Below are 21391 nucleotides of genomic sequence, written 5' to 3'. Positions count from 1 at the left end.
GGCAGATGCCTGGCTTTTGCATTTCGATGACAAAAATATACCTGCTGTTGGGTGCGTTGCTGGCTTTGCCGCTGCGTGCCGCCGTACTTCCCCTGCCGCCCGCCGCCCAGGCTTATGCCGATGACATCGGTCAGCTGACCTTCTGCTACCCGAGTCTGGAGCGTCCTCCCTATCTCGAAGATCAGGGGGGGCTGCTTATCGATCAGATGACCCGCCTGGCCCGGCAACTGCCGGTGCCCCTGCATTTCAAGACGTTGCCCAACTGGCCGGCGGTGGAGCAAGGCCTGCGTGATGGCCAGTGCGACCTCATTCCTCACATCGGTCCTTCCGTCGAGACCCGCTCAGGCACAGTACTGAGCCGGGCCATGCTGGAGGCGGAATCCGCCATCCTCTATCGGGGGGATCTCGAGCATGCGGCTTTTCTGGTCTCGCCGGTCTGGCAGGCGGGCGAGGTGCTGAAACGTCTCTATCCCCACTCCACCCAGTTGCAGTTGACCGATGCGGATAACTGGTATCTGGCGCTGTTTGCAGAGAAGGGCAGCGCCTATCTCGGGGACTACCTGCAACTGCGTTACCTGATGCGGGAGTACCCGGATGAGGGATTGAGATTGCGCCGCCTGCGCAGTGACGAACTGGTGGTGAGCTATCGGCTGATGATGCGAGACATCCCGGGCTTGCTGCAACTGGTGGATACGGCGATCCGCTTCTTGCCGCCGGGTAGCCTCTATCGGGATCTGGGACGCTATCTGCCCCAGAGCGAGCAAGATATCAATCCCCTGCATTTTACCGACAAGGAGCAGGCCTGGCTCATTGGCTCGGCCCGTACCATCAAGATGGTGGCGGCGCCTGGCCTGATGCCCTACAGCGGTATCAATCTGCAAGGGGAGCTGATCGGCTGGAGTGACGATGTGCTGCGGCGGGTGAGCCGGCAGACCGGGCTCAACTTTGAACTCATTCCCACGGCCAGCAAGGAGGAGGCGCTGGCCAAGCTTCGCAGTGGCGAAGCGGTGATGATGGCGGGTTTGCCGGAGTCGCCGGCGCTGGGGCAGGAGTTTAACTTCACCCGGGTCATTGCCATGAGTCGCTACGCCCTGGTCAGCCGTAAACGGGCGGAGTATCAGGCCCTGGATAGCGTTTCGGGCAGCATAGTGGTTCCCAAAGCCCTCTATGACGACAGCCAGCTGTCGCTACTGGGCCCGCATCACTGGGTACAGGTGCAGGATTTGCAGCAGGGGATCCTGGCGGTGCAGGATGGCAAGGCAGATGCCATGCTGGCGGAGCTCTATCAGCTGCAATACCCCATGCGCAACAACCTGCTGGCGGATCTCGCCATCCGGGAGCTCCCCCAGAATCTGGGTTTGAGTTTTGCCATCCGGCACGATCAGCCAAGGCTTTCCGGTGTGATGGAGCAGAGCCTGATGACCATCAACGATCGGCAGGTGGATGAGCTGGTACAGCGCTGGCATCGTCTGATCCTGAATCAGCAGGAGGGGGTCAGCTATGGTTTATGGCTCACCTCCTTGCTGCTGGCCATGCTGATCAGCGGTGCGGTCATCTGGCTGATCTGGCGCTCACGCCAGCAGCTCGCCCAGGCGGCCCGCGAGCGTCACCAGGCAGAGCAGGCGCTGGCGCTGGAGAGCAAGTTCCGGGAGTCGCTCTTCCAGACATTACCGGTCCCCGTGTTCCTGCGCAATGATCGGGGCGAGATCATCAAGCGCAACAAGCGAGCCAAGCAACTGGAGGCCCGCTATCTGGCGGATCTGGTGCTGCCATCACCCCAGCTGCAGGGGGGAGAGGGGGAGTTGGCCCTGCGGGATCAGGTCTACTCCTATGCCCAAATCCCGTTGCAACTGGGCAGCCAGACGCCAGCGGGCGACCTTATCGCACTCTCCGACATCAGCGCCCTGCGCGAACGAACCCGTCTGCTGCGTCAGGCCGAACGGCGGCTGCGGGCACTGACCAATACGGTGCCCGGCGTGGTGCTGCAGTTTACCCTCAAGGAGGGAGCCATCGGGCGGGTTGAATTTGTCAGCCGAGGCAGTCATGAACTGCTCGGCCTGGCCAGCCAGCAGATCCGCCTCAACCCCAACGAAACCCTCGTCAGGCTGGCGCGCCAGGACAGGCGAGAGATGCGCGCCCCCATGCTGACCATGTTGCTGGCGGGGCGTCCTTTCACCTACCTGCTGCGCTATCGCCACCCGAGCAAGGGGAGTCGCTGGTTGCAGTTCTCCGGCCGGGGGCGCCGCCAGGGGGAGGGTTGGCGCATCTACGGGGTGGTTCAGGATGTCACTACCCGGGTCGAGCAGGAGAAGGCCCTGCAGATCTCCCACGAGGAGGCCCAGCAGGCGGTGCTCGCCAAGGGACGCTTCCTCGCGGCCGTGAGCCATGAGATCCGCACTCCCATGAACGCCATGCTGGGGCTGCTGGAGTGGCTCGATCAGACCGAACTCTCGGCAGAGCAGTCCTCGGTACTGACCCACATCAGGCAGGCGGGCAACGAACTGCTGGGGCTGCTCAACGACGTGCTGGATTTCAGTCGCAACGAAACGCGCCAGTTGCGCCTTTCTCCCCAACCGACGGATCTGGTAGAGCTGTGTGAGCATGTGGCCGCCGTGCACTGGTCCAAGGCTCGTGCCAAGGGGCTGCAGCTTCGCCTCCATCTCGATCCCGCCTTGCCTGCATTGCTGGAGCTGGATCCCCACAGGGTGCAGCAGGTGCTGCACAACCTTATCTCCAACGCAATCAAGTTCAGCGAGCAGGGGCAGGTGGTCATCTGGGCACAACGTCAGGGGGACATGCTCTGCTGCGGCGTGGATGATGAAGGCCCCGGGATCAGCGCCGAGCTCTTGCCCCGGCTGTTTCTTCCTTTCGAGCAGGGGGAGGAGCCCGGCCAGCTGAGGGCTCAGGGCACCGGGCTTGGTCTTGCCATCTGCCACCAACTGATGGAACAGATGGGTGGCGACATTGATGTGGAACCTCTGTCCGCCGGCGGCAGTCGCTTCCGCTGCCGCTTCCCCTTGCACGCCCTGCAGGAGCGGGCTCCCTGGAAGCCGAGCGTCGACACTGTCTACCTGCAACTGATGGGGGAGGATGGCGACTACATGCGTACCTGGCTGCAGGAGCTGGGGGTGAGGGAGAGTCCGGCGGGAGAGCCCCTGAGTGCCGTCCGGGATGAACAAGGGCTGCAGCACTGGTTCTGGCAGGAAGAACCCTGGATCCCGGGAACCGTGGTGACCTTGCTGCAACCCAGGCTGAGCCAGCACCAAGCGGTGCCCGGCACCCTGCCCGGAGCGGGAATGCGGGTGCTGCTGGTGGAAGATCACGAGGTGAACCGGGTGCTGATCAGCATGCAGCTCAGCCAGCTCGGCGCCCGGGTACTGAGCGCGGCCAATGGTCGCCTGGCCCTGGATCTGTTGCAGGAGGAGACGGTGGATCTGGTGCTGACCGACTTGCAGATGCCGGTGATGGATGGCGCCGAGCTGTGCCAGCAACTGCGTGGTAGCGAGCGCTGGCAGCATCTGCCGGTCTATGTGATCACCGCGGACCTGAGCGAGCAGGCCGCGCAGCTGCTGACCAGCTGTGGCTGCCACGGTCATCTGGACAAACCCGTTCTGCTCAGGGAGCTCGCCACTTTGCTGCGCTCTGTCTCCGGCCGCGAGGGCTTCACTTCGCAAGAGAGAGAGGAACCCACCCCCGCCTGGGTCCAGCAGGATCTGATGCCGCTGAGCCCCGAGCTGGCGACGCTCTACCTGACCTCTACCCGTCAGGATCTCGCCGACATTGAGCGCTGTGTCACACAAGGGGACATTGCAGCCCTCGAGACGGCTTTACACAAGATGAAGGGGGCCGCCAAAATGGTGGGGGCGATGCCCCTGGTCCAGGTGATCGATGCCTGGCAGAAGGCGCCCGATAAGCCCCTGGTGGAGCCCCTTACCCGTGCCGTGGATGATGTCTGTCGGCAACTGAGCAAGAGAGCATGAGATGATCATCACTGAGGAAGAGTTATTAGCGCTGCTGGAGTCCGATGTGAACCTGGATCCGGCATTTCACCCCGTCAGCATCCATGCCCTCGATGCCGTGTCATATCAGGCCGCCAAGACTCTGGGCATCCCGGATTATGCCAGCCTGCACCGTACTCAGCCTGACATCAACTGGCGCTGGGAGGGGGCCTTCACCACCAGCGCGATCGCCCTGTTCGAGCCCGAGGCCCACCAGGGTCAACCCTATCTGCCCCAGCTGATGGCCGAGGGGCAAGGGATCTATCGCGTGACGGGTCCCTGGCTGGCCGAACTGCAAGCCCGGGAGCTGCGCTGGCGTGACTGGCTGGCGAGGCTCTCGGTCTTGCTGCTCGAGGATCACCCGTTTCAGGGTGCCTGCATTGCCCAGGAGATCCAGTCTCTCGGGATGCCCTGCCAGTGGGTGCAGGATGGGGACGCCTGTCTGCAGGTACTGGCACAGCACGAGGTGGGATTGCTGGTCTGCGATCTCAGCTTGGGGGAGGAGGATGCCATCGGCCTGTTGATGGGCCACGCCCAATACAAGCATCTGCCCATCATCCTGCTCTCCAGCCACGATCAGACGCTGATCGATGGTGCTCGCCGCCTGCTCCACGATGCGGGATTCAACGTGCTGGCGGCCCTCGCCAAACCGTTGAATCACGGCGATCTGCTGCGTCAGCTCAAGGCTTTCTATCTGGGGCCGGCCCAGTCTTTCAGACGACACGGATTGAAGCGCACCATCCGCAACTGGCAGGAGGAGGTGCTGGGCCAGATCAGCCTGATGGCGGATGCTGCCACTACCCATTCCCCCATCTGGCTGGCCCTGAGTGGCGTGCCACCTCATTGGGATCCCCTCAAGACCTGGCTGGAACAGCACGGTCGGCGAGCCGACGAACTGACCCTGATCGTGCACAAGCGGGATCAGCTGTTGAGCCGAGCGGATCGCTTCGCATTGGTATTGCAGGCGAGCATGGCGGGAGGGCAGCTGGCGCTGCTGCTGGACAATGGTCAACATCTGCCCTTCGAGGAGCTGGAACGCTTGCCTCTACGTTACCTGTTGCTGGGGCCCCACCTGTTGCCTGAACTGGAGGCGATGGCGACGGATTCCCTGCTGGATCGCTTCATCGCTCGCGCCAGAGAGCTCGGTATCGGCCTCTATATCGATGATCCCTTCAACCAGCAGGACGCGGCCTTGTGGCAGGAGCGCGGCGTCGCGGGTCACTGGTGACTCGCTATCTCTGCTGGCCAGTGGACGAGGCGCGGCTATTGGCCGGGTTTACCGGATGGCTGCATCCTGCCCGGCGCAACGACCTGCCGGTCATGATGGTGGTGGGTGCGCGTGATTGCTGGTTGCGGGAGTTGGCGGGGGCGGATCCCGTCCCGCTGGTGGCCGCTTACGAGCGCCTCAGCGAGCAGACGATTTACCTGCGCTTCATGCGCCCCAGACAGAAGCCAAGCGCCGAGCAGGTCTCCTTCTTCATCGATTACCCAAGGGACACCCAGATAGGCTTGCTGCTGACGGACAACGATGGGGCGCCATTGGCGCTGGCGCAGTCCATCCGGCGGCGACGACATCCGGATCGGGCAGAGTTTTCCTGCGTGGTGGCGGATGACTTCCAGCATCAAGGGGCGGGTCGGCGCATCCTGCTGGCGCTGGCGTTGCTGGCATACGGGGAGGGGATCCGGGAGTGGACCGCCGAGGTGCTGAGCCAGAATCGCCCCATGCTGAGCCTGCTGAAGGGGTTGGGATTGCCGCTGACCCTGGTGACGGGACGGGAGATGGTTTTCGTGCGCCTGGATTTGAGCGTTCTCGGCAAGCTGGATCTCCATCGGGCCTAAGACCAAGGGCGAATGGGCCGGACTCGTCCCCTGTGTTAAGGTTTGCTGGTCATCGTCAGAGGAAATCAACATGGTGCAGTCTGCCAAACATATCGTGATCCTCACCGGTGCCGGCATCTCGGCCGAGTCCGGCATCAAGACCTTCCGGGCCAGTGACGGCCTCTGGGAAGAGCACAGGGTTGAGGATGTCGCCACCCCGGAAGGCTATGCCCGGGATCCCGTTCTGGTGCAGGGTTTCTACAATGCCCGCCGCCAACATCTGCAAAGTGCCGACATTCACCCCAACCCCGCCCACTATGCCCTGGCCCGTCTGGAGCGCCTGTTGCCAGGCCGGGTGACGCTGGTGACCCAGAATATCGACAACCTGCACGCAGAAGCGGGCAGCAAGAACCTCATTCACATGCACGGTGAACTGCTCAAGGCCCGTTGTCCCGCATCGGGTCAGGTGGTGGAGTGGCGGGGGGACCTGCATCAGGAAGAACTCTGCTCCTGCTGCCAGTTTCCCCAACCCTTGCGGCCCCATGTGGTCTGGTTCGGAGAGATGCCATTGGGACTGGATCGCATCTATGCCGCCCTGGCGCAGTGCGATCTCTTCATTTCCATCGGCACCTCGGGGGCCGTCTATCCGGCGGCGGGCTTTGTCCATGAGGCGGGGCTCAATGGTGCCCATACGATCGAACTCAATCTGGAGCCGAGCGAGGTGGGCAGCCAGTTTGATGAGAAACGCTATGGCCCGGCTTCTGTTCTGGTGCCAGCCTTTGTGGACGAGCTGTTGCAAGCCCTCGGGATACAGCAGCCCAAGGCCGTCCAGGGACATAACTGGATGGAGATGCGCGGTCCCTGACTATTGTGTCATTGCACAGTTGCATTGGTTCGATGAAGTCGCCACACTGACCATTAAAGTATCAGGTGCAGCTGGCGCAACCTCTCATGGATATCTTGAAACAATGGATGGCAGGTCTCCTGTTGGTACTGATTTCATTCGGTGCCGGGGCTTCTTCACCCCTGCTGCAACTCGTCCTCGCTGACAAAACGGTCGTCACCCTGGATGAGGCGGCGCTGGCGGCATTGCCAGAGGTGGAGTTCAAGACCGCCACCCCCTGGACCACGGGGGTACACAGCTACCGGGGACCGACCCTGGCCTCCCTGCTGGCGTCCCAAGGGCTCAAACAGGTGAGCATCATCGATGTCATCGGTCTCAATGGCTATCGTCAACGGCTGGATCTCTCCCTGTTTAGCGGGATTCCTCTTACCGTCACACGCTTTGAGGATGACAAACCGCTGACCCGTCGCAACAAGGGGCCGCTCTGGTTGCTGATGCCGTTTTCCGCCTACCCCGCGCTGGATCTGCCCACCATCCACAGCTACATGGTATGGCAGCTGATCCGTCTCGAGGTCGTCCAGTGAGTCGTCGCCAGCGCCATAATCTGCTGCTTGTCGCCATCTCCTCGCTCTTTCTGTTTTCGTCGGTCTGGGGGCTCTTCCTCCAGAATCGTCATGAACAGCTGGTCGATATCTTCTATCGCAATACGCACTGGAATATCAGCCAGGTCATGCTGGAGTCCCAGCGCTTCCTGTTTGACTTGCGTCTCTACCGGACTAGCAGGCTCGACATGGAGACCCTGAGTCTGAATTACGATCTGTTGTGGAACCGGCTGGATATCTTTCTCATCAGCAGTGAAACCGCCGATGCCCGGACGCGCCACGGTCTTGGCGAGGTGCTGGCGCAATTGTTTGCCCAGGTGAAGCAACTGGAGCCCCAGATGCAGGCCGGGGCGCTGCAAAATGATGCCACTCTGGATCAGATTGAGAGCCGGATTGCGGCGCTGACCCAGCAAGTGGAACAGATTGGGGAGCAGATCCTCTCCGGCCAGGAGCGGGAAGAGTCGGTCAACAAGTTGCGCCAGAGCCTGTTCTGGTTGCAGATCTGGCAACTGCTGCTGTTGGTGACCGGAGGCATACTGGTGTTTGCCCTCATTCGCGCCAACTTGCAAAACCGCCGTCTCTCCCTGCTGGATCCCATGACGCGCCTCGGCAATCGCCGCGCCCTGCAGGGGCAGTTGCGACAGAGCCTCATCAAGAGTCCTGCCATGGCCTTGGTGGTGCTGGATCTCAAGCGCTTCAAGCAGGTCAATGATCAGCTGGGCTACCAGGTTGGAGATCGCCTGCTGCAGACAGTGGCGGCCAAGTTGCGGCAAGCCCATCCCAATCGGGCCTATCGGCTGGGGGGGGATGAGTTTGCGGTGATCCTGCATGGGGAGGAGTCACTGTTGGCATCCCAGCTGGCAGACTTGCAAGATCTCCTGCAGTTCGAGTTCGTCACCCGGGAGAGCAGCGTCGAGCTTGCCTGCCGCTTCGGGGTGGCGCTGGCTCAGGGGGGAGAGGCGAACCTGCTGCAGGAGCAGGCCATCCTGGCCCTCAATCAGGCCAAGCGGGACAATCTCTCCCTCGTCTGGTTCCAGCCCGCCATGCAGATGGCGCTCAGGCGAGAGCAACAGCAGTTGCAGCAACTGCGCAACTGGCTGGCGGGAACGGGGCCTGCCCCCATTGAGAGCGTGTTTGAGGATCTCGAGGACGAGCAGGGGCAGCGCATCGCGGCCATGCGCCTGCGCTGGTGTGCGGGGCAGCAGGCGTGTGAAATGAGCTGGATGCAGGAGCGGGGCATACTGGGGCCCGTAGTATCACGGCTTTTGACGGACGCCGTCGGCCCCCTGCCACTGTTGCTGGCGCTGGAGCAGCAGGCACAGCTGGCTCATCTGCTCGCCAGCTTGCCGTCCTTGCCGGGCGGCGCCGTGATCCTGGCGCTGCCTACCCTGCACGAGGAACCTGAACTGCTGGCCAAGCTGCAACAGAGTGGTTGCGTGCTGGCGGTGCGGGAACTCGGTAGCCGCACGCCGGATCTGCTGGAGGCGGGCTGGCCCCTGGGTTATTGGCTGCCGATGATGGGGGAGCACGAAAGCCTGTTGCAACCCCTGGCCCAGCGACTCGGGTTGCGGCGGCTGGCCAACGCCAGGGCCGGCGCCAGATGGGATGAACTGATGGGCTAGACGGCCAGCCGAAAGGCCGTGCAGGTGAACAGGGCATTGAAAACGACAAAGGCGACCTAGGGTCGCCTTTTTCAAGCCTTGCGTTCGCAGGGGCTCATGGCTGGGAGAAGGGGGCGCAGGATGACCTGATCACCAGATCCGGGTCCACGGTGATCAACCGGTTGTCGATGGTTTCACCGTTGATCCGTGCCAGCAGGCGAGTGACGGCGAGGCGACCCAGCTCCTCCTTGGGTTGATTGATGGTCGTGAGTGGCGGCGACATGTATTGGGCGAGAGCCACGTTGTCATAGCCGACCAGGGAGAGATCCGCCGGGATGCTGAGCCCCGCCTGATGGGCGGCGCTGATGACCCCCATGGCCATCATGTCGTTGCACACGAAGAGGGCACTCGGCCGACTGGGTTGGCTGAGCAGGCGCACCATGGCGTCGTGACCGCTGGCACAATCAAAATCCCCCTCCTGGATCCAGGCTGGATTGATGGTGAGCCCGGCCTCCTGCATTGCCTGGGTGAAGCCGGCGAGACGCTGATCGGCGGGGGCACGGTTGTGCGGTCCCGTGATGCAGCCGATGTCACGGTGGCCGAGGGCCAGCAGATGGCGGGTGGCCAGATAGCCTCCCTGATGGGAGTTGTCGGCGATGAGATCCACTTCACGACTCTCCATGCCCCAGTCCATCACCACCACCGGCAGGTTCTTGAGCCAGTCGAGCTGATTGAACACCTCCTGCTGGCCTTCGCTACACATGATGAGCAGGCCATCGACCCGCTTTCTGAGCATCATCTTGAGGTAGGAAAGAGCTGTGTGGGCCTCTCCTTCGGTGTTGCCCAGCATCAGGTTGTAGCCCTGCTCGAAGCAGTAGCGTTCCACCCCGCGCACCACTTCGGCGAAGAAGGGGTTGCTGGAGGTGGTGACCAGCATGCCGATGCTGTTGGTTTCCTTCACCTTGAGGCTGCGGGCCACCAGGCTAGGGGCATAGTTGAGGGCCTGCATGGCGGTGAAGACCCGCTCCCGGGTCTCCTCGGCCACGAAACGGGTCTCGTTGATGACGTGGGACACCGTGGTGGTGGAGACCCCGGCCCGGGCGGCTACTTCCTTGATATTGGCCATCAGCGACCCAGGGCCGTCTGGGCTTGCAGGAAGCGCTCGACCTCAGCCTTGGCGGGGATGGAGCTCTGGGCCCCGAGCCGGGTGACCGAGAGGGCCGCCGCGCCGTGGGCAAAGCGTACCGCGGCAGTGAAATCATCTCCTGCAAGTTCGGCTGCCAGCAGGGCACCGTTGAACGTATCCCCCGCGGCAGTGGTATCCACTGCCTCGACCCGGAAGCCCGGCACCAGCATCTGGCGCGCCTCGTTGCTGCAATACACGCCCTGGGAGCCTAACGTGATCATCACGTCCGCAATGCCCATCTGATGGAAGCGAAGAGCCGCCTCGCGGGCGCTCGCCTCGTCCTTCACCTTGATGCCGGTCAGCAGTTCGGCTTCGGTCTGATTGGGGGTGATGAGATCCACCAGGGCCAGCAGTTCGGCACTGAGAGGGCGAGCGGGCGCCGGATTCAGCACCACCCGGGTGCCGTGGGCGCGGGCCAGCCGGGCGGCTTCCAGCACGCTTTCGAGCGGCACTTCCAGCTGCAGCAGCAAGGTGTGGGCCGCGGCGATGAGGGTTTCGTGTTCCCTGACCATGGCGGGGGAGAGGGCGCCGTTGGCCTCGGCGGAGATGCCGATGCTGTTTTCCCCTTCGTCGCTCACGTAGATGATGGCGATGCCGGTGGGGAGGGTCTGGTCGAGTTCCACCGCACTCACGTCGATGCCGTCTTTGGCGAAGCCATCGCGCATCTGGCGACCGATGGCATCATCCCCGACCCGGGCGATAAAGGAGACGTCTGCTCCTAACCGGGCGGCGGCAACCGCCTGATTGGCCCCCTTGCCGCCGGGCACTATCTTGTATCCGTGGCCGGTCAGGGTCTCACCGGGACGAGGGAAGTGGGGGACGCGCAGCACATGGTCCGCATTGACACTGCCGAGCACAACGAGACGATTCATATCAGTCACCCTTGGTTTAGAACATCTTGGCTTGAGGGGGCCCAAGCCAAGAGGCACTGGCGATGCAAAGCACCCTTGATACGGGTCTTGCTCGGGGGGAGGCGAGCCTCCCCCCTTCTTGCACTTACTTGCTGACGATCTGCAGGGGAACCGGGATGGATTGCTCCACCGGCTGACCCTTGAGCACCTTGTCGGCGGTTTCCACACCGATGGCGCCGATGAGGGCCGGTTGCTGGGCCACGGTGGCGGCCAGTTTACCCTTGGCGACGGCGGCCTTGCCATCATCGGTGCCGTCGAAGCCGACGATCATCACCTCTTTGCCAGCCGCTTGCACGGCGCGGATGGCGCCGAGTGCCATCTCGTCGTTCTGGGCGAACACCGCCTGCACGGTCGGGTGGGCGGCCATCAGGTTTTCCATGACGTTCAGACCCTTGGTGCGGTCAAAGTCGGCAGGCTGGGAGGCCAGCACCTGCAGCTTGTTGGCGGCCACCGCCAGGGCGAAGCCTTCACCACGGTCACGGGCGGCGGAGGTGCCGGCGATCCCCTCGAGCTGGATCACCTTGGCGCCGGTACCGAGCTTCTCGGTGATGAAGTCACCGGCCAGCTTGCCGCCAGCCACGTTGTCGGAGGCGATATGAGCCTTGACCTCGCCCTGGGCGGCGCCGCGGTCCAGGGTCAGCACCGGGATGTTGGCCTTGTTGGCAAGGCGGATGGCGTTGCCCACGGCTTCGGAGTCGGTGGGGTTGATCAGGATGGCGTCGACCTTGCGCACGGTGAGATCTTCCACGTTGGAGAGCTCCTTGGCCGGATCATTCTGGGAGTCCAGCACCACCAGGGTGTAGCCAAGCTCCTTGGCCTTGGCTTCCGCCCCTTCCTTCATGGTGACGAAGAAGGGGTTGTTGAGGGTGGAGACCACCATGGCCAGGGTATTGTCGGCGGCGTGGGCCGTGCCCAGCACGGACATGACGGCGGCGGCGAGCAGGGTATTGAGCTTTTTCATCGTTTCATTCCTTGTGTGTGCGTGGTTAACGTTCTTATCGGGTGCTTTTGTTGTCGATCATCACGGCGAGCAGGATCACGCTGGCCTTGGCAATCATCTGGTAATAGGAGGAGACGTCGAGCAGGTTCAGGGCGTTGTTGAGGAAGCCGATGATGAGCGCCCCGATGAGGGTCCCCATGATCCGGCCCTTGCCGCCCATCAGGCTGGTGCCGCCGAGTACCACGGCGGCGATGGCGTCCAGCTCATACCCCATGCCGGCGGTCGGCTGGGCCGACGACAGGCGGGAGGTGACGATGAGGCCGGCCAGGGCCGCGAGGGCGCCACAGAGGCCATAGACCGCGAGCTTGACCCTGTCCACGTTGATGCCGGAGAGGCGGGTGGCGGATTCATTGCCACCGAGGGCATAGATGTAGCGACCCAGGCGGGTGTGGTTGAGCATGAACCAGGCCAGCAGGAAGACGATGGCCATCAGCCAGATGGGGGCGGGCAGGCCGAACAGGTAACCGGTCCCGAGCCAGGCGAAGTGATCCGCCCCGTCGCTGAAACCGGTGGAGATGGGTCTCCCCTCGGTGTAGACCATGGTCACCCCGCGCAGGGCCGTCATGGTCACCAGGGTGGCGATGAAGGCCTGCACCTTGCCCTTGGCGATGATGAGGCCGCTGATGCTGCCGAGCACGGCGCCGGCCCCGATGGTGAGGGGGACCACCAGCCAGATGGGGAGCTCCATAGCGACCAGGGTCGCGGCCAGGGCGCCACACAGGGCCAGCACGGACCCCACCGAGAGATCGATGCCACCGGTCAGGATGACCAGGGTCATGCCGACGGCGATGATGGCGTTGACCGAGGTCTGACGCAGGATGTTGAGCAGGTTGTCGGCGGTAAAGAAGTTCGGGCTAAGGAAGGAGACCACCCCGATCAGTACCAGCAGCGCGACCAGGGATTTGTTCTCGATCCACCACGCCTTGCTCATGAGACCACGGCGGGGAAGGGTTTGGGTTGTCATCGTTGTGCCTCTTGCTCTGCTTGCCACTGTTTGCCCACGGCGGCCGCCATCAGTTTCTCCTGATTGGCGTCCTGGGTGTTAAATTCTGCGCTGATGCGCCCTTCGTGCATCACCAGGATGCGGTCGCTCATGCCGAGTACTTCCGGCATCTCTGAGGAGACCAGGATGATGCTCATCCCCTCCTTCTTGAACTGGTTGATGAGCTGGTAGATCTCTTTCTTGGCCCCCACGTCCACGCCGCGGGTGGGCTCGTCCAGGATCAATACCTTGGGACGGGTGAGCAGCCCCTTGGCGATGGCCACCTTCTGCTGGTTGCCGCCGGAGAGCAGCTTGATGAGCTGCTCGCTGCTCGGGGTCTTGATATTGAACAGGCGCACGTAATCGGCCACCGCCTGACGTTCCGCCTTGCCGTCAATCTTGCCACCCTTGTTGAACTCGTCGAGGGCGCACAGGCTCATGTTTTCCCGTACCGAGAGCTCCAGTACCAGACCATCCCCCTTGCGATCCTCGGAGATGTAGGCGATGCCGGCATTGAGGCCGTCGGCGGGGCTGCGGGGGCGCAGGGGATGCCCATCCACGGTGATCTCGCCAGCGCTGATGAGGTTGGCGCCGTAGATGAGCTTCATCAGCTCGGTGCGCCCGGATCCCATCAGGCCGCTGAAGCCCAGGATCTCTCCCTGGCTCAGGGTGAAGTTCACTCCGCGCACCCCGGGGCCCATCAGATCCCGCACCTGCAGGCTGACCGGGCCTAGTTCGCGCTCGAGCCGCGGGTACTGCTCCTCCAGTCGACGGCCCACCATCATCTCGATGATCTTGTCTTCATCGAGGGCGCTCACCGCCTCCTGACCTATCCATTTGCCATCCCGCAACACGGTGACCTGATCGCAGATCTGGAAGATCTCTTTCAGGCGATGGGAGATGTAGACGATGCCGCAACCCTGCTCGCGCAGCTCGCGAATGACCGCAAACAACTGCTCGGTCTCGGTGTCGGTGAGAGCGTCGGTGGGCTCGTCCATGATGATGACGCTGGCATCGAACGACAGCGCCTTGGCGATCTCCACCATCTGCTGTTCGCCGATGGAGAGATCCCCGAGCCGAGTGTCCGGGCCGTGCTTGACCCCGAGGCGTGCCAGCAGGCCACTGGCACGTTCGCGCAGTTGCTGGTGATCGATGTTGCCAAAGCGGGTGCGCGGCTCACGGCCGAGGAAGATGTTGGCGGCAATCGACAATTCCGGCAGCAGGTTCAGCTCCTGGTGGATGATGCTGATCCCCTGATCCTGGGAGTCGCGCGGTCCCTTGAAGTGAACCGGTTGGCCACGGTAGTGAATGCTGCCCGCATCGGCCTGATAGATGCCGGTGAGCACCTTCATCAGGGTCGACTTGCCGGCGCCGTTTTCACCGAGCAGGGCCATCACCTGGCCCGGATAGACCCGCAGGCCCGCCTCATCGAGGGCGCGCACCCCGGGGAAGGTCTTGACGATGCCGCTGAGCTCCAGAATGGGGCTGAGGGCCTGGTCGGCGACGCTGTCGTGGCCGGTGGCGGGTGAGGGGGCCGAGGAGGTTGTGTTCATGACAGCTTCCTTTGGATGGCTTGTTCGAGGGCTCAAAACGCCACGCCGGCGCAGAGAATGAGATTGGCGTACGGGGTGACCTCGCCGCTGCGCACAACGGCCTTGCTCTGGCGGGAGCGGGTCTTGAACGCCTCGTGCAGGCAGTATTCGATGGCGATGGGCTTGCCCTGGGCGTTGGCATGCTGCTCAATCTGCAGGAGCAGGGCCTGATGGGTGGCGGGGCTTGTCAGCTTGATCTCGCTTGCCATGATCACCTTCTCCACCACCAGATCGGTGAGCAGGGCTCCCAGTACGGTATCGAGGCTGGGAATGCCCGCCATCAGCGCCAGATCGATGCGCTCGGGACCGGCCGGAATGGGCAGGCCGGCGTCGCAGACGGTGATCTCGTCGGTGTGGCCCATCTGTGCCACCAGGGCACTCAGGGGGGCATTGAGCAATTTGCCTCGTTTCATACTGCACCTCATCAGGCTTGGGCTTTCGCCTCGCGCATTTGGCTGGGCAACCGGTTACGCAACCGGTTGCGTTATGGGGTGGAAGATAGGCCCTAATGGTTAACGGGTCTAGAAAACCGTGATGAAAATGTGAAAACGATCTCAATGCGAAGGGGGATTGGGCAATAAACAGGCCGGCTTGCTGCCGGCCTGAGGGTCAAATGAGCAGTGCCTGCTGCACGGTCGGGCGGGCCAGCATCCGCCGGGTATGGTCTGCCACCCTGGGGAAGGTTTCGATGTCGACGCCGTCGCTCTTGAGCCAGCTCGCCACCACGTACAGATAGATGTCGGCCAGGCTGAACTGCTCCCCCAGTACCCAGGGGCCGGTGAGGTAGTGGTTTTCTATCTGGGCGAAGCCGTCGCGCATGTTTTGCGGCATCTTGGCCTGCATGGCAATGATGGCCTGCTCATCATCGGCCCAGCGGGCCGCGCGCCGGCCATGGGCGTGGGCGACGTGTACGGTGGAGGCGAGGAAGCTGTTGACCTCCTGCATGCGGGCCAGCAGGAAGGGATCGTCAAGGGGGGCGAGCCCGGCGGCCGGGAAGCGCTGGGCCACATAGAGCAGCAGAGCCGGTGTCTCGGTCAGCACGCCGCGTTCGGTGACCAGGGCCGGTACCCGTCCCTTGGGGTTGATGGCCAGATATTCGGGGGAGCGCTGCTCGCCGGCGGCGAAGTCGACGAGCTTGAGCTGATGCGGGGCATTGGCCTCCACCAGCGCGATGCGCACGGCCATGGCACAGGTGCCGGGGGTGAGATACAGGGTCAGTTCTGACATGCAAAGATCCTCAAGCTAACGGTGTGGCAGGGAGAGGGCACCCGGGGATCTCCTGGGCGTCTTGGGCATCCTACCCCCATGTCGTGCGAGGGCCAAGCGAGTAGGGACAGAAGGGGCGAGAAGAGAAAGGATAGCCGGGATCTTGTTTGGAAAAACTAAACGATATGGCGTGAAATCAATGGCTTTCTGAACAGAAGATAACAGGAAAAACGGCTACGCATGCCCGGTCAAATCGCTATAATGTGCCACCTTGATAGTCGCTTTCGATGTTGGATAGTCAATTGAGTAATAAAATGCGGATCGGTGGAACCCTCGAACAGTCCCTCAGCCAGGGATATCGTCTGGACCTGCAAGGGGTGCTGAAAGAGGGCTGGCAACAGACCCGTCGCACCGGCTTCGGTCTGGCGCTGGCCATCGCGGGTGTCATGGCGATCTGGATCCTGCTGAGCCAGACCCTGCTGAGTTCCCATATGGGGGCTGAGGGTGACATGGACATGGCGCTGGTGCTGAGCCTGCTCATCACCGTCATCATGTCCCCCATGACCTCGTCCCTCGACATGCTGGGCTTGCAGCAATCCGTCGGGGTTCGTGCCCGGCCGAACCAGGTGTTCGATTTCTTCCGCCACTTCCTGCGCCTGGGGAGCCTGAGTCTGCTGGGCAGCCTCATCACCAGCCTGTTTGGTCCCCTGTTCGAACTGGTGGGCCTGCCGGTGATGCTGGCTTTCATCCCCTCGGCCCTGGTCGGCATGGGGCTGGTGTTTACCGTGCCCCTGGTGCTGGAGCGCGGCTTGTCGCCCGCCCAGGCCATCCTGGTTTCCCTCAAGCTGTTCGCCCGTGGTTGGCCCAGCATAGTGTTGCTGCATGGCGTCATGCTGGCGCTCTTCTTCGTGGCCCTTATCCCCATGGGAATTGGCCTCATCTGGGTGGCCCCTCTCTACTTCAACTGCAAGGGGATCCTCTATCGGGATCTGTGCGGGGTCGCCGTCGAGGTGACCGAGGTGGGGGAGCAGAACACCCCGCAGGGGCCGGATCATTTCAACGCCTGATGGGCGCATGGCAAAAGGATTGCAGATGAAAAAGATCGATGCCGGCCTCGCGGTCACTTTGCTGCTCATACCGGCACTCGGGCTGGCGCAGCCCTCGCAGCCACTCGAGCTGCAATACGCCACCTTCTACAGCCAGATGAAGACGGCTGCCAGAGGGGATTTTGGCGATGCCCGCCTCGGTTTTTATCTGACCGATCCACAAAACAGCCAGCGCTGCACCCTGCTATCGGCTCGTGTATCGACGCCGGAGCGTGAAGTGCCCGCCGAGGTGACGGTGGATGGCGAGCTGCGTCTGCCCTATGACGACGATCTCAACCTCGACAAGGCCAGCGTCTGGGTCGAACTGGGGGAACCTCACGAGCGCTGCGATCTCTCGGTGCAGGTGATGGCGGACGCCCCAAAAGGGTTGCGGGTGAAGGAACTCCTGGTGCGCCAGCAGCAGATGCAGGCCTTGCTGGACAAGCTGGCGGGCATGATCGGCAAGCACTTCCTGCCGAAGATGGAAGGGGTGCGCATCAGCCTGGTCAGCCCAAGCGGCACCGCCTATCTGAGTGAAGGGGATCGCCGGTTGGCGCTGCCGTGGCAGGATGGGCAACTGCTGCTCAGCAATGACCAGCTAGCCGACTTTGCCAGTGGCAAGCTGCAGCTCGATGGTGAGGTCTTGCGGCTGACCCCCTGGCTGCATCAGGGCTGAACCTTGGGAAAATGAGACATGAAAAAGGAGCGCAAGGCGCTCCTTTTTTGTTGCTCGTGGGATGAGGGCTTAGCGCACCTCGATCACATCCAGCACATCCATCTCGTCGATGTTGAGCAGGGGCGCCGTGGGCAGCTCGGGGGGATCGAACGCCTTGTCACCGCCGTCTATGATGCCGGAGTCGCGATTGATGCTCTTGAAGTCAAACAGCTTGTGATCGAGCAGGTGGCTCGGGATCACGTCCTGAATGGCGGTGAACATGGTCTCGATACGGCCGGGGAAGCGGCGATCCCAATCCTGCATCATCTGCTTGATGGCCTTGCGCTGCAGGTTCTCCTGGGAGCCGCACAGGTTGCAGGGAATGATGGGGAAGGCCTTGACCTCGGCGTAGCGCACGAGATCCTTCTCCTTGCAGTAGGCCAGCGGGCGGATCACCACGTTCTTGCCATCGTCGCTCACCAGTTTGGGGGGCATGGATTTCAGCTTGCCGCCGTAGAACATGTTGAGGAACAGGGTCTCCAGGATGTCGTCCCTGTGATGGCCGAGGGCAATCTTGGTGCAGCCGAGCTCCTGGGCGGTCCGGTAGAGGATGCCGCGACGCAGGCGGGAGCAGAGGGCGCAAGTGGTCTTGCCCTCCGGCACCTTGTCTTTCACGATGGAATAGGTGTCTTCCTCGACGATCCTGAAATCGACGCCCAGGGTCGCCAGATACTCGGGTAGCACGTGCTCGGGGAAGCCGGGTTGCTTCTGATCCAGGTTCACGGCCACGAGATCGAAATCGATGGGGGCGCTGGCCTTGAGGCTCATCAGGATGTCGAGCATGGCGAAGCTGTCCTTGCCGCCAGACAGGCACACCATGATCTTGTCGCCATCTTCAATCATGTTGAAGTCGGCGATGGCCTGGCCCACATTGCGCCGCAGGCGTTTCTGCAGCTTGTTGAAACTGTATTTCTCTTTGGCGTTAAGCTCTTCTAGCATGGCCTCAAACCCGGGACAAAAATAAGCGGCTTATTATAGCCATGTCCCGGGGGAGGGCAAGAAACGCTTATACCGGATGACGTCTGTCATCCACCGGGCAGCTGTAATCGTCCGGTTTGAGGATGAGGATGTCGCAGTTGAGCCGATCGACCACGTGCTCGGCGGTATTGCCGAGCAGGGCGGCGGACAGGCCGGTACGACCGACGCAGCCCATGATCATCAGGGTGGACTTGAGGCTGTCGGCCATGTCGGGCAGAACCTCCTCGGGCAACCCTTCTGCGACACGGGTCCACATGTGACCGATACCAAACTGTTCCGCATGCTCGCGCAGCAGATCCTCATGATGTTTGCGGATGGCGTCGTTGTAGGCGTTGGGATCAAATTCGGGCAGCTCGATGGCCACGTTGACCGGGGTGCCCGGGTAGGTATTGACCAAGTAGAGGTTGGAGCCGAGCAGATCGGCGATGGCGGCCCCCTCGCGGGTGATGCGCTCGTTCAGCACCTTCTGCTCCACATCGTCGCTCGAGCAATTGATGGCGGCGATGATGTTGCCACCACGCTGCCAATGGCCCTCTTTCACCAGCAGCACCGGGCAGGGGCATTTGCGCAGCAGGTGCCAATCGGTGGGGGTGAAGATGAAGGTCTGCAGGAAGGAGTGCTTGTGGGTCGCCTTGACCACCAGATCGTGGCGCTGGGAGAGCACCTCCTGGATGACGCACTCAAACGGACGGTTGTGCCACATCACCTTGACTTCGCACTCCAGCCCTCTGGCGCGGTAGGGTTGCAGTATCTCTTCCAGCCATTCCCGGCGCTGGGAGAGCACACCGTGGCGCATCTCCTCGCGCTCATCCACCGACAGCATGGCGGTCATCTCGTATGAGAAGTCGTAGATGGTCAGCAGCAGGGTCAGCTGGGCACCCTCGTCCAGCTCGGCAACCTTGACCGCACGTTCGAGGGCGATCTGGCGCTCCTCTTCGGGGTTGATCACGACCAGAATGTTTCGGTATTTGACCATGGTTCTCCTCCTTGGCAAAAAACGCCAATGATGGCAGCTCTTTAGCCTTTACAGCTTAGTCCAAGGGGAGGGGCAATAAGGTGGGCCGGATCAAAATTCGGGGCGAACAGACCCGGCCGAGAACGAGTTGAGGAGGGGGATCAGCCGCAGGCGGGACGGGTTGCACCGGCCATGATGCCGAGAGCCACGTGGTCCAGTACGGTGATGTACTTGCCCTTGACGCTGATGAGACCGGACTTCTGGAAGCGGCCGAGCAGACGGCTGATGGTCTCGACGGTGAGGCCGAGATAGTTGCCGATGTCGCCACGGGTCATGGAGAGGCGGAACTCCTTGGCGGAGAAACCACGTTCGGAGAAGCGGACCGACAGGTTGTGCAGGAAGGCGGCGAGACGCTCTTCGGCATTTTTCTTGGAGAGCAGCAGGATCATCTCCTGATCCCCCATGATCTCGTTGCTCATCAGCCGCATGATCTGCTGGCGGAGCTTCGGCATCTTGCCGGAGAGGTCGTCCAGCACGTCGAACGGGATCTCGCACACCATGGCGGTTTCCAGCGCCTGGGCGAAGGAGGGGTGAGCCTGCTTGTGGATGGCGTCAAAACCGACCAGATCGCCGGCGAGGTGGAAGGCGGTGATCTGCTCGTCCCCCTGCTCGGTGATGGTATAAGACTTGATGGTCCCGGAGCGGATGGCATAGAGCGATTTCAGCTCGTCGCCAGCCTTGAACAGTTCTTCACCCTTCTGGATCGGCTTCTTGCGCTCGATGATGCTGTCGAGCTGATCGAGTTCGTTGTCGTTCAGGGTGAAGGGGATGCAGAGCTGGCTGATGCTGCAATCCTGGCAATGAATTGCACAGCCACCGCTCTGAATACGTCTGCCAGGTTTCTTGTCCGGGATCATAGGCTCAAATGAATAATTGATTTATATCAAACAAGTTTACCACCAACTCATCCGTTTTGGATAGGGTTTCAAAAGGATGTGATCCCGATCCAGAGGGTGTGCAGGCCGTAAGCGATGAGCAGCAGGGCGCCGCCGAGGCGCAGACTGCGCAGGGTCAGCCAGTAGCGCAGGCGATCGGCCAGGCCCCCCAACGCAAACAGGGTCGGCAGGGTGCCGAGGCCGAAGAAGAGCATGATGAGAGCACCCCCCGTGGCGGAGCCCGCGGCCGCACTCCAGGTCAACATGGAGTAGACCAGACCACAGGGCAGCCAGCCCCATACCATGCCAAAGGGAAGGGCTTGTACGGGGGAGTGGAAGGGGAGGAATCTGCTGGCCAGCGGCTTGATATGTGGCCAAAGCTTCGCGCCCATGCGCTCAAGCAGCAGAATGCCCTGCCACCAGCCCGCGAGATAGAGGCCGAGCGCTATCATCAAGAGCGCCGCCACCAGTCTCAGCCCGGCGATGGCCTGTTTGCCGGCACCGAGTTCGCCAACACTGGCCAGCAGCCCCCCCACCAGCGCCCCCGCGATGACGTAGCTCAGGATCCGGCCGAGGTTGTAATTGAGCAGGTAGCCGAGCCGCCCCCAGAAGTGCTGGCTCTTCGGGGGGATCGCCATGGAGAGCGCCGCCGAGACCCCGCCGCACATGGCGATGCAGTGGCCGGATCCCGCCAGCCCCACCAGCAGGGCCCCCATCAGATCAAGGCTGCTGGTCATGGTGCCCCTTGCTCTCGTCCTCTGGCTCCTTGTCTTCAGCCTTGGCGAGCGGTTGCTCCTCATCGAACAGGATGTTGGAGCCCTGCCGGTCGAGATCCTCGAACTGCTCGGAGCGGATGGCCCAGAAGAAGACGACCCCGGCGATGATGACGAACAGGATGGCGATGGGGATGAGGACAAAGATGATGTTCATGGTCTCTACCTTGGCAAGTGTGCCCGTGGTGGCTGGTCCATGTTAACCCCGTT

The 21391-nt window shown here is 62.3% G+C and carries 20 protein-coding genes; 8 read left to right on the top strand and 12 right to left on the bottom strand.

What is annotated here, in order from left to right; genetic code table 11:
* The first annotated feature begins 26 nt into the window (after window positions 1-26).
* The 6 genes from VZC39_RS10400 (at window position 27) to VZC39_RS10375 (ending at window position 8884) form a co-directional block, all read left to right on the top strand.
* Entirely contained in the window at window positions 27-3980 is a 3954-nt protein-coding gene (locus VZC39_RS10400; protein WP_434662275.1) for an ATP-binding protein, read from the top strand.
* Between the two features lies 1 nt (window position 3981).
* Window positions 3982-5226: a response regulator gene (locus VZC39_RS10395; protein ID WP_434662273.1), complete on the top strand. Its 1245-nt coding sequence runs from the start codon at window positions 3982-3984 to the stop codon at window positions 5224-5226.
* Window positions 5223-5837, top strand: a complete 615-nt coding sequence (locus VZC39_RS10390; RefSeq protein WP_434662271.1) for a GNAT family N-acetyltransferase — start codon at window positions 5223-5225, stop codon at window positions 5835-5837. The genes VZC39_RS10395 and VZC39_RS10390 overlap by 4 nt, the downstream gene beginning before the upstream one ends.
* A gap of 70 nt (window positions 5838-5907) precedes the next feature.
* Window positions 5908-6681 (top strand): Sir2 family NAD+-dependent deacetylase, encoded by a 774-nt coding sequence (cobB, locus tag VZC39_RS10385; protein WP_349922320.1) that lies wholly within the window; start codon window positions 5908-5910, stop codon window positions 6679-6681.
* An 86-nt stretch (window positions 6682-6767) separates the two neighbouring features.
* Window positions 6768-7244 carry a hypothetical protein gene (locus tag VZC39_RS10380; RefSeq protein ID WP_434662267.1) on the top strand — a complete coding sequence of 159 codons (477 nt, stop codon included), beginning with the start codon at window positions 6768-6770 and terminating at the stop codon, window positions 7242-7244.
* Window positions 7241-8884, top strand: coding sequence for a diguanylate cyclase domain-containing protein (locus VZC39_RS10375; protein WP_434668286.1), 1644 nt, complete (start codon window positions 7241-7243; stop codon window positions 8882-8884). Before VZC39_RS10380 ends, VZC39_RS10375 begins: the two co-directional genes overlap by 4 nt.
* Window positions 8885-8978: 94 nt before the next feature.
* Here the strand turns inward: VZC39_RS10375 and VZC39_RS10370 are convergent, their stop codons facing one another.
* The 7 genes from VZC39_RS10370 to VZC39_RS10340 form a co-directional block, all read right to left on the bottom strand.
* Window positions 8979-9989, bottom strand: a complete 1011-nt coding sequence (locus VZC39_RS10370) for a substrate-binding domain-containing protein (protein WP_434668283.1) — start codon at window positions 9987-9989, stop codon at window positions 8979-8981.
* A complete protein-coding gene (rbsK, locus tag VZC39_RS10365; RefSeq protein ID WP_434668280.1) occupies window positions 9989-10921 on the bottom strand; it encodes a ribokinase in 933 nt (310 codons plus the stop codon). Before rbsK ends, VZC39_RS10370 begins: the two co-directional genes overlap by 1 nt.
* Window positions 10922-11045: 124 nt before the next feature.
* Entirely contained in the window at window positions 11046-11921 is an 876-nt protein-coding gene (gene rbsB / locus VZC39_RS10360; protein WP_349922310.1) for a ribose ABC transporter substrate-binding protein RbsB, read from the bottom strand.
* Between the two features lie 34 nt (window positions 11922-11955).
* The gene (rbsC, locus tag VZC39_RS10355) at window positions 11956-12924 is read right to left on the bottom strand and encodes a ribose ABC transporter permease (protein ID WP_349922308.1); all 969 of its coding nucleotides are present in this window, start codon (window positions 12922-12924) and stop codon (window positions 11956-11958) included.
* A complete protein-coding gene (rbsA, locus tag VZC39_RS10350; RefSeq protein ID WP_434668276.1) occupies window positions 12921-14495 on the bottom strand; it encodes a ribose ABC transporter ATP-binding protein RbsA in 1575 nt (524 codons plus the stop codon). The genes rbsC and rbsA overlap by 4 nt, the downstream gene beginning before the upstream one ends.
* A 32-nt stretch (window positions 14496-14527) precedes the next feature.
* Window positions 14528-14947: a D-ribose pyranase gene (rbsD, locus tag VZC39_RS10345; protein WP_434668273.1), complete on the bottom strand. Its 420-nt coding sequence runs from the start codon at window positions 14945-14947 to the stop codon at window positions 14528-14530.
* A 196-nt stretch (window positions 14948-15143) separates the two neighbouring features.
* The gene (locus tag VZC39_RS10340; RefSeq protein ID WP_349922302.1) at window positions 15144-15761 is read right to left on the bottom strand and encodes a glutathione S-transferase family protein; all 618 of its coding nucleotides are present in this window, start codon (window positions 15759-15761) and stop codon (window positions 15144-15146) included.
* Window positions 15762-16054: 293 nt separating this feature from the next.
* On the opposite strand from VZC39_RS10340, the gene VZC39_RS10335 reads away from it, so the two are divergent.
* Window positions 16055-16807 carry a hypothetical protein gene (locus VZC39_RS10335; RefSeq protein ID WP_349922300.1) on the top strand — a complete coding sequence of 251 codons (753 nt, stop codon included), beginning with the start codon at window positions 16055-16057 and terminating at the stop codon, window positions 16805-16807.
* A gap of 25 nt (window positions 16808-16832) precedes the next feature.
* On the top strand, window positions 16833-17501 hold the full coding sequence (locus VZC39_RS10330; RefSeq protein ID WP_349922298.1) for a DUF2987 domain-containing protein: 669 nt from the start codon (window positions 16833-16835) through the stop codon (window positions 17499-17501).
* 69 nt (window positions 17502-17570) lie between these two features.
* On the opposite strand, the gene ttcA is transcribed toward VZC39_RS10330, so the two are convergent.
* The 5 genes from ttcA to ccoS form a co-directional block, all read right to left on the bottom strand.
* Entirely contained in the window at window positions 17571-18479 is a 909-nt protein-coding gene (ttcA, locus tag VZC39_RS10325) for a tRNA 2-thiocytidine(32) synthetase TtcA (RefSeq protein WP_434668269.1), read from the bottom strand.
* Between the two features lie 67 nt (window positions 18480-18546).
* A complete protein-coding gene (uspE, locus tag VZC39_RS10320; RefSeq protein ID WP_434668266.1) occupies window positions 18547-19494 on the bottom strand; it encodes a universal stress protein UspE in 948 nt (315 codons plus the stop codon).
* Window positions 19495-19634: 140 nt separating this feature from the next.
* Complete coding sequence (locus tag VZC39_RS10315; RefSeq protein ID WP_349922295.1) at window positions 19635-20390, bottom strand: FNR family transcription factor; 756 nt, start codon at window positions 20388-20390, stop codon at window positions 19635-19637.
* A gap of 68 nt (window positions 20391-20458) precedes the next feature.
* Window positions 20459-21145 (bottom strand): sulfite exporter TauE/SafE family protein, encoded by a 687-nt coding sequence (locus tag VZC39_RS10310; protein WP_434668263.1) that lies wholly within the window; start codon window positions 21143-21145, stop codon window positions 20459-20461.
* Window positions 21129-21338: a cbb3-type cytochrome oxidase assembly protein CcoS gene (gene ccoS / locus VZC39_RS10305; RefSeq protein WP_349922293.1), complete on the bottom strand. Its 210-nt coding sequence runs from the start codon at window positions 21336-21338 to the stop codon at window positions 21129-21131. The genes VZC39_RS10310 and ccoS overlap by 17 nt, the downstream gene beginning before the upstream one ends.
* Between the last annotated feature and the right edge of the window lie 53 nt (window positions 21339-21391).

The sequence above is a fragment of the Aeromonas sp. NJAU223 genome (assembly GCF_051125555.1).
Lineage (GTDB): Bacteria > Pseudomonadota > Gammaproteobacteria > Enterobacterales > Aeromonadaceae > Aeromonas > Aeromonas veronii_G.
Note: the sequence above shows the minus strand (reverse complement) of the source record. Positions and strands in the feature narration are given on the sequence as shown.

Coding starts and splice junctions, on each gene's coding strand:
- VZC39_RS10400 (WP_434662275.1), top strand. CDS start 27: ATGACAAAAATATACCTGCTGTTGGGTGCGTTGCTGGCTTTGCCGCTG.
- VZC39_RS10395 (WP_434662273.1), top strand. CDS start 3,982: ATGATCATCACTGAGGAAGAGTTATTAGCGCTGCTGGAGTCCGATGTG.
- cobB (WP_349922320.1), top strand. CDS start 5,908: ATGGTGCAGTCTGCCAAACATATCGTGATCCTCACCGGTGCCGGCATC.
- VZC39_RS10380 (WP_434662267.1), top strand. CDS start 6,768: ATGGATATCTTGAAACAATGGATGGCAGGTCTCCTGTTGGTACTGATT.
- VZC39_RS10370 (WP_434668283.1), bottom strand. CDS start 9,989: ATGGCCAATATCAAGGAAGTAGCCGCCCGGGCCGGGGTCTCCACCACC.
- rbsK (WP_434668280.1), bottom strand. CDS start 10,921: ATGAATCGTCTCGTTGTGCTCGGCAGTGTCAATGCGGACCATGTGCTG.
- rbsB (WP_349922310.1), bottom strand. CDS start 11,921: ATGAAAAAGCTCAATACCCTGCTCGCCGCCGCCGTCATGTCCGTGCTG.
- rbsC (WP_349922308.1), bottom strand. CDS start 12,924: ATGACAACCCAAACCCTTCCCCGCCGTGGTCTCATGAGCAAGGCGTGG.
- rbsA (WP_434668276.1), bottom strand. CDS start 14,495: ATGAACACAACCTCCTCGGCCCCCTCACCCGCCACCGGCCACGACAGC.
- rbsD (WP_434668273.1), bottom strand. CDS start 14,947: ATGAAACGAGGCAAATTGCTCAATGCCCCCCTGAGTGCCCTGGTGGCA.
- VZC39_RS10340 (WP_349922302.1), bottom strand. CDS start 15,761: ATGTCAGAACTGACCCTGTATCTCACCCCCGGCACCTGTGCCATGGCC.
- VZC39_RS10335 (WP_349922300.1), top strand. CDS start 16,055: ATGCGGATCGGTGGAACCCTCGAACAGTCCCTCAGCCAGGGATATCGT.
- VZC39_RS10330 (WP_349922298.1), top strand. CDS start 16,833: ATGAAAAAGATCGATGCCGGCCTCGCGGTCACTTTGCTGCTCATACCG.
- ttcA (WP_434668269.1), bottom strand. CDS start 18,479: ATGCTAGAAGAGCTTAACGCCAAAGAGAAATACAGTTTCAACAAGCTG.
- uspE (WP_434668266.1), bottom strand. CDS start 19,494: ATGGTCAAATACCGAAACATTCTGGTCGTGATCAACCCCGAAGAGGAG.
- VZC39_RS10315 (WP_349922295.1), bottom strand. CDS start 20,390: ATGATCCCGGACAAGAAACCTGGCAGACGTATTCAGAGCGGTGGCTGT.
- VZC39_RS10310 (WP_434668263.1), bottom strand. CDS start 21,145: ATGACCAGCAGCCTTGATCTGATGGGGGCCCTGCTGGTGGGGCTGGCG.
- ccoS (WP_349922293.1), bottom strand. CDS start 21,338: ATGAACATCATCTTTGTCCTCATCCCCATCGCCATCCTGTTCGTCATC.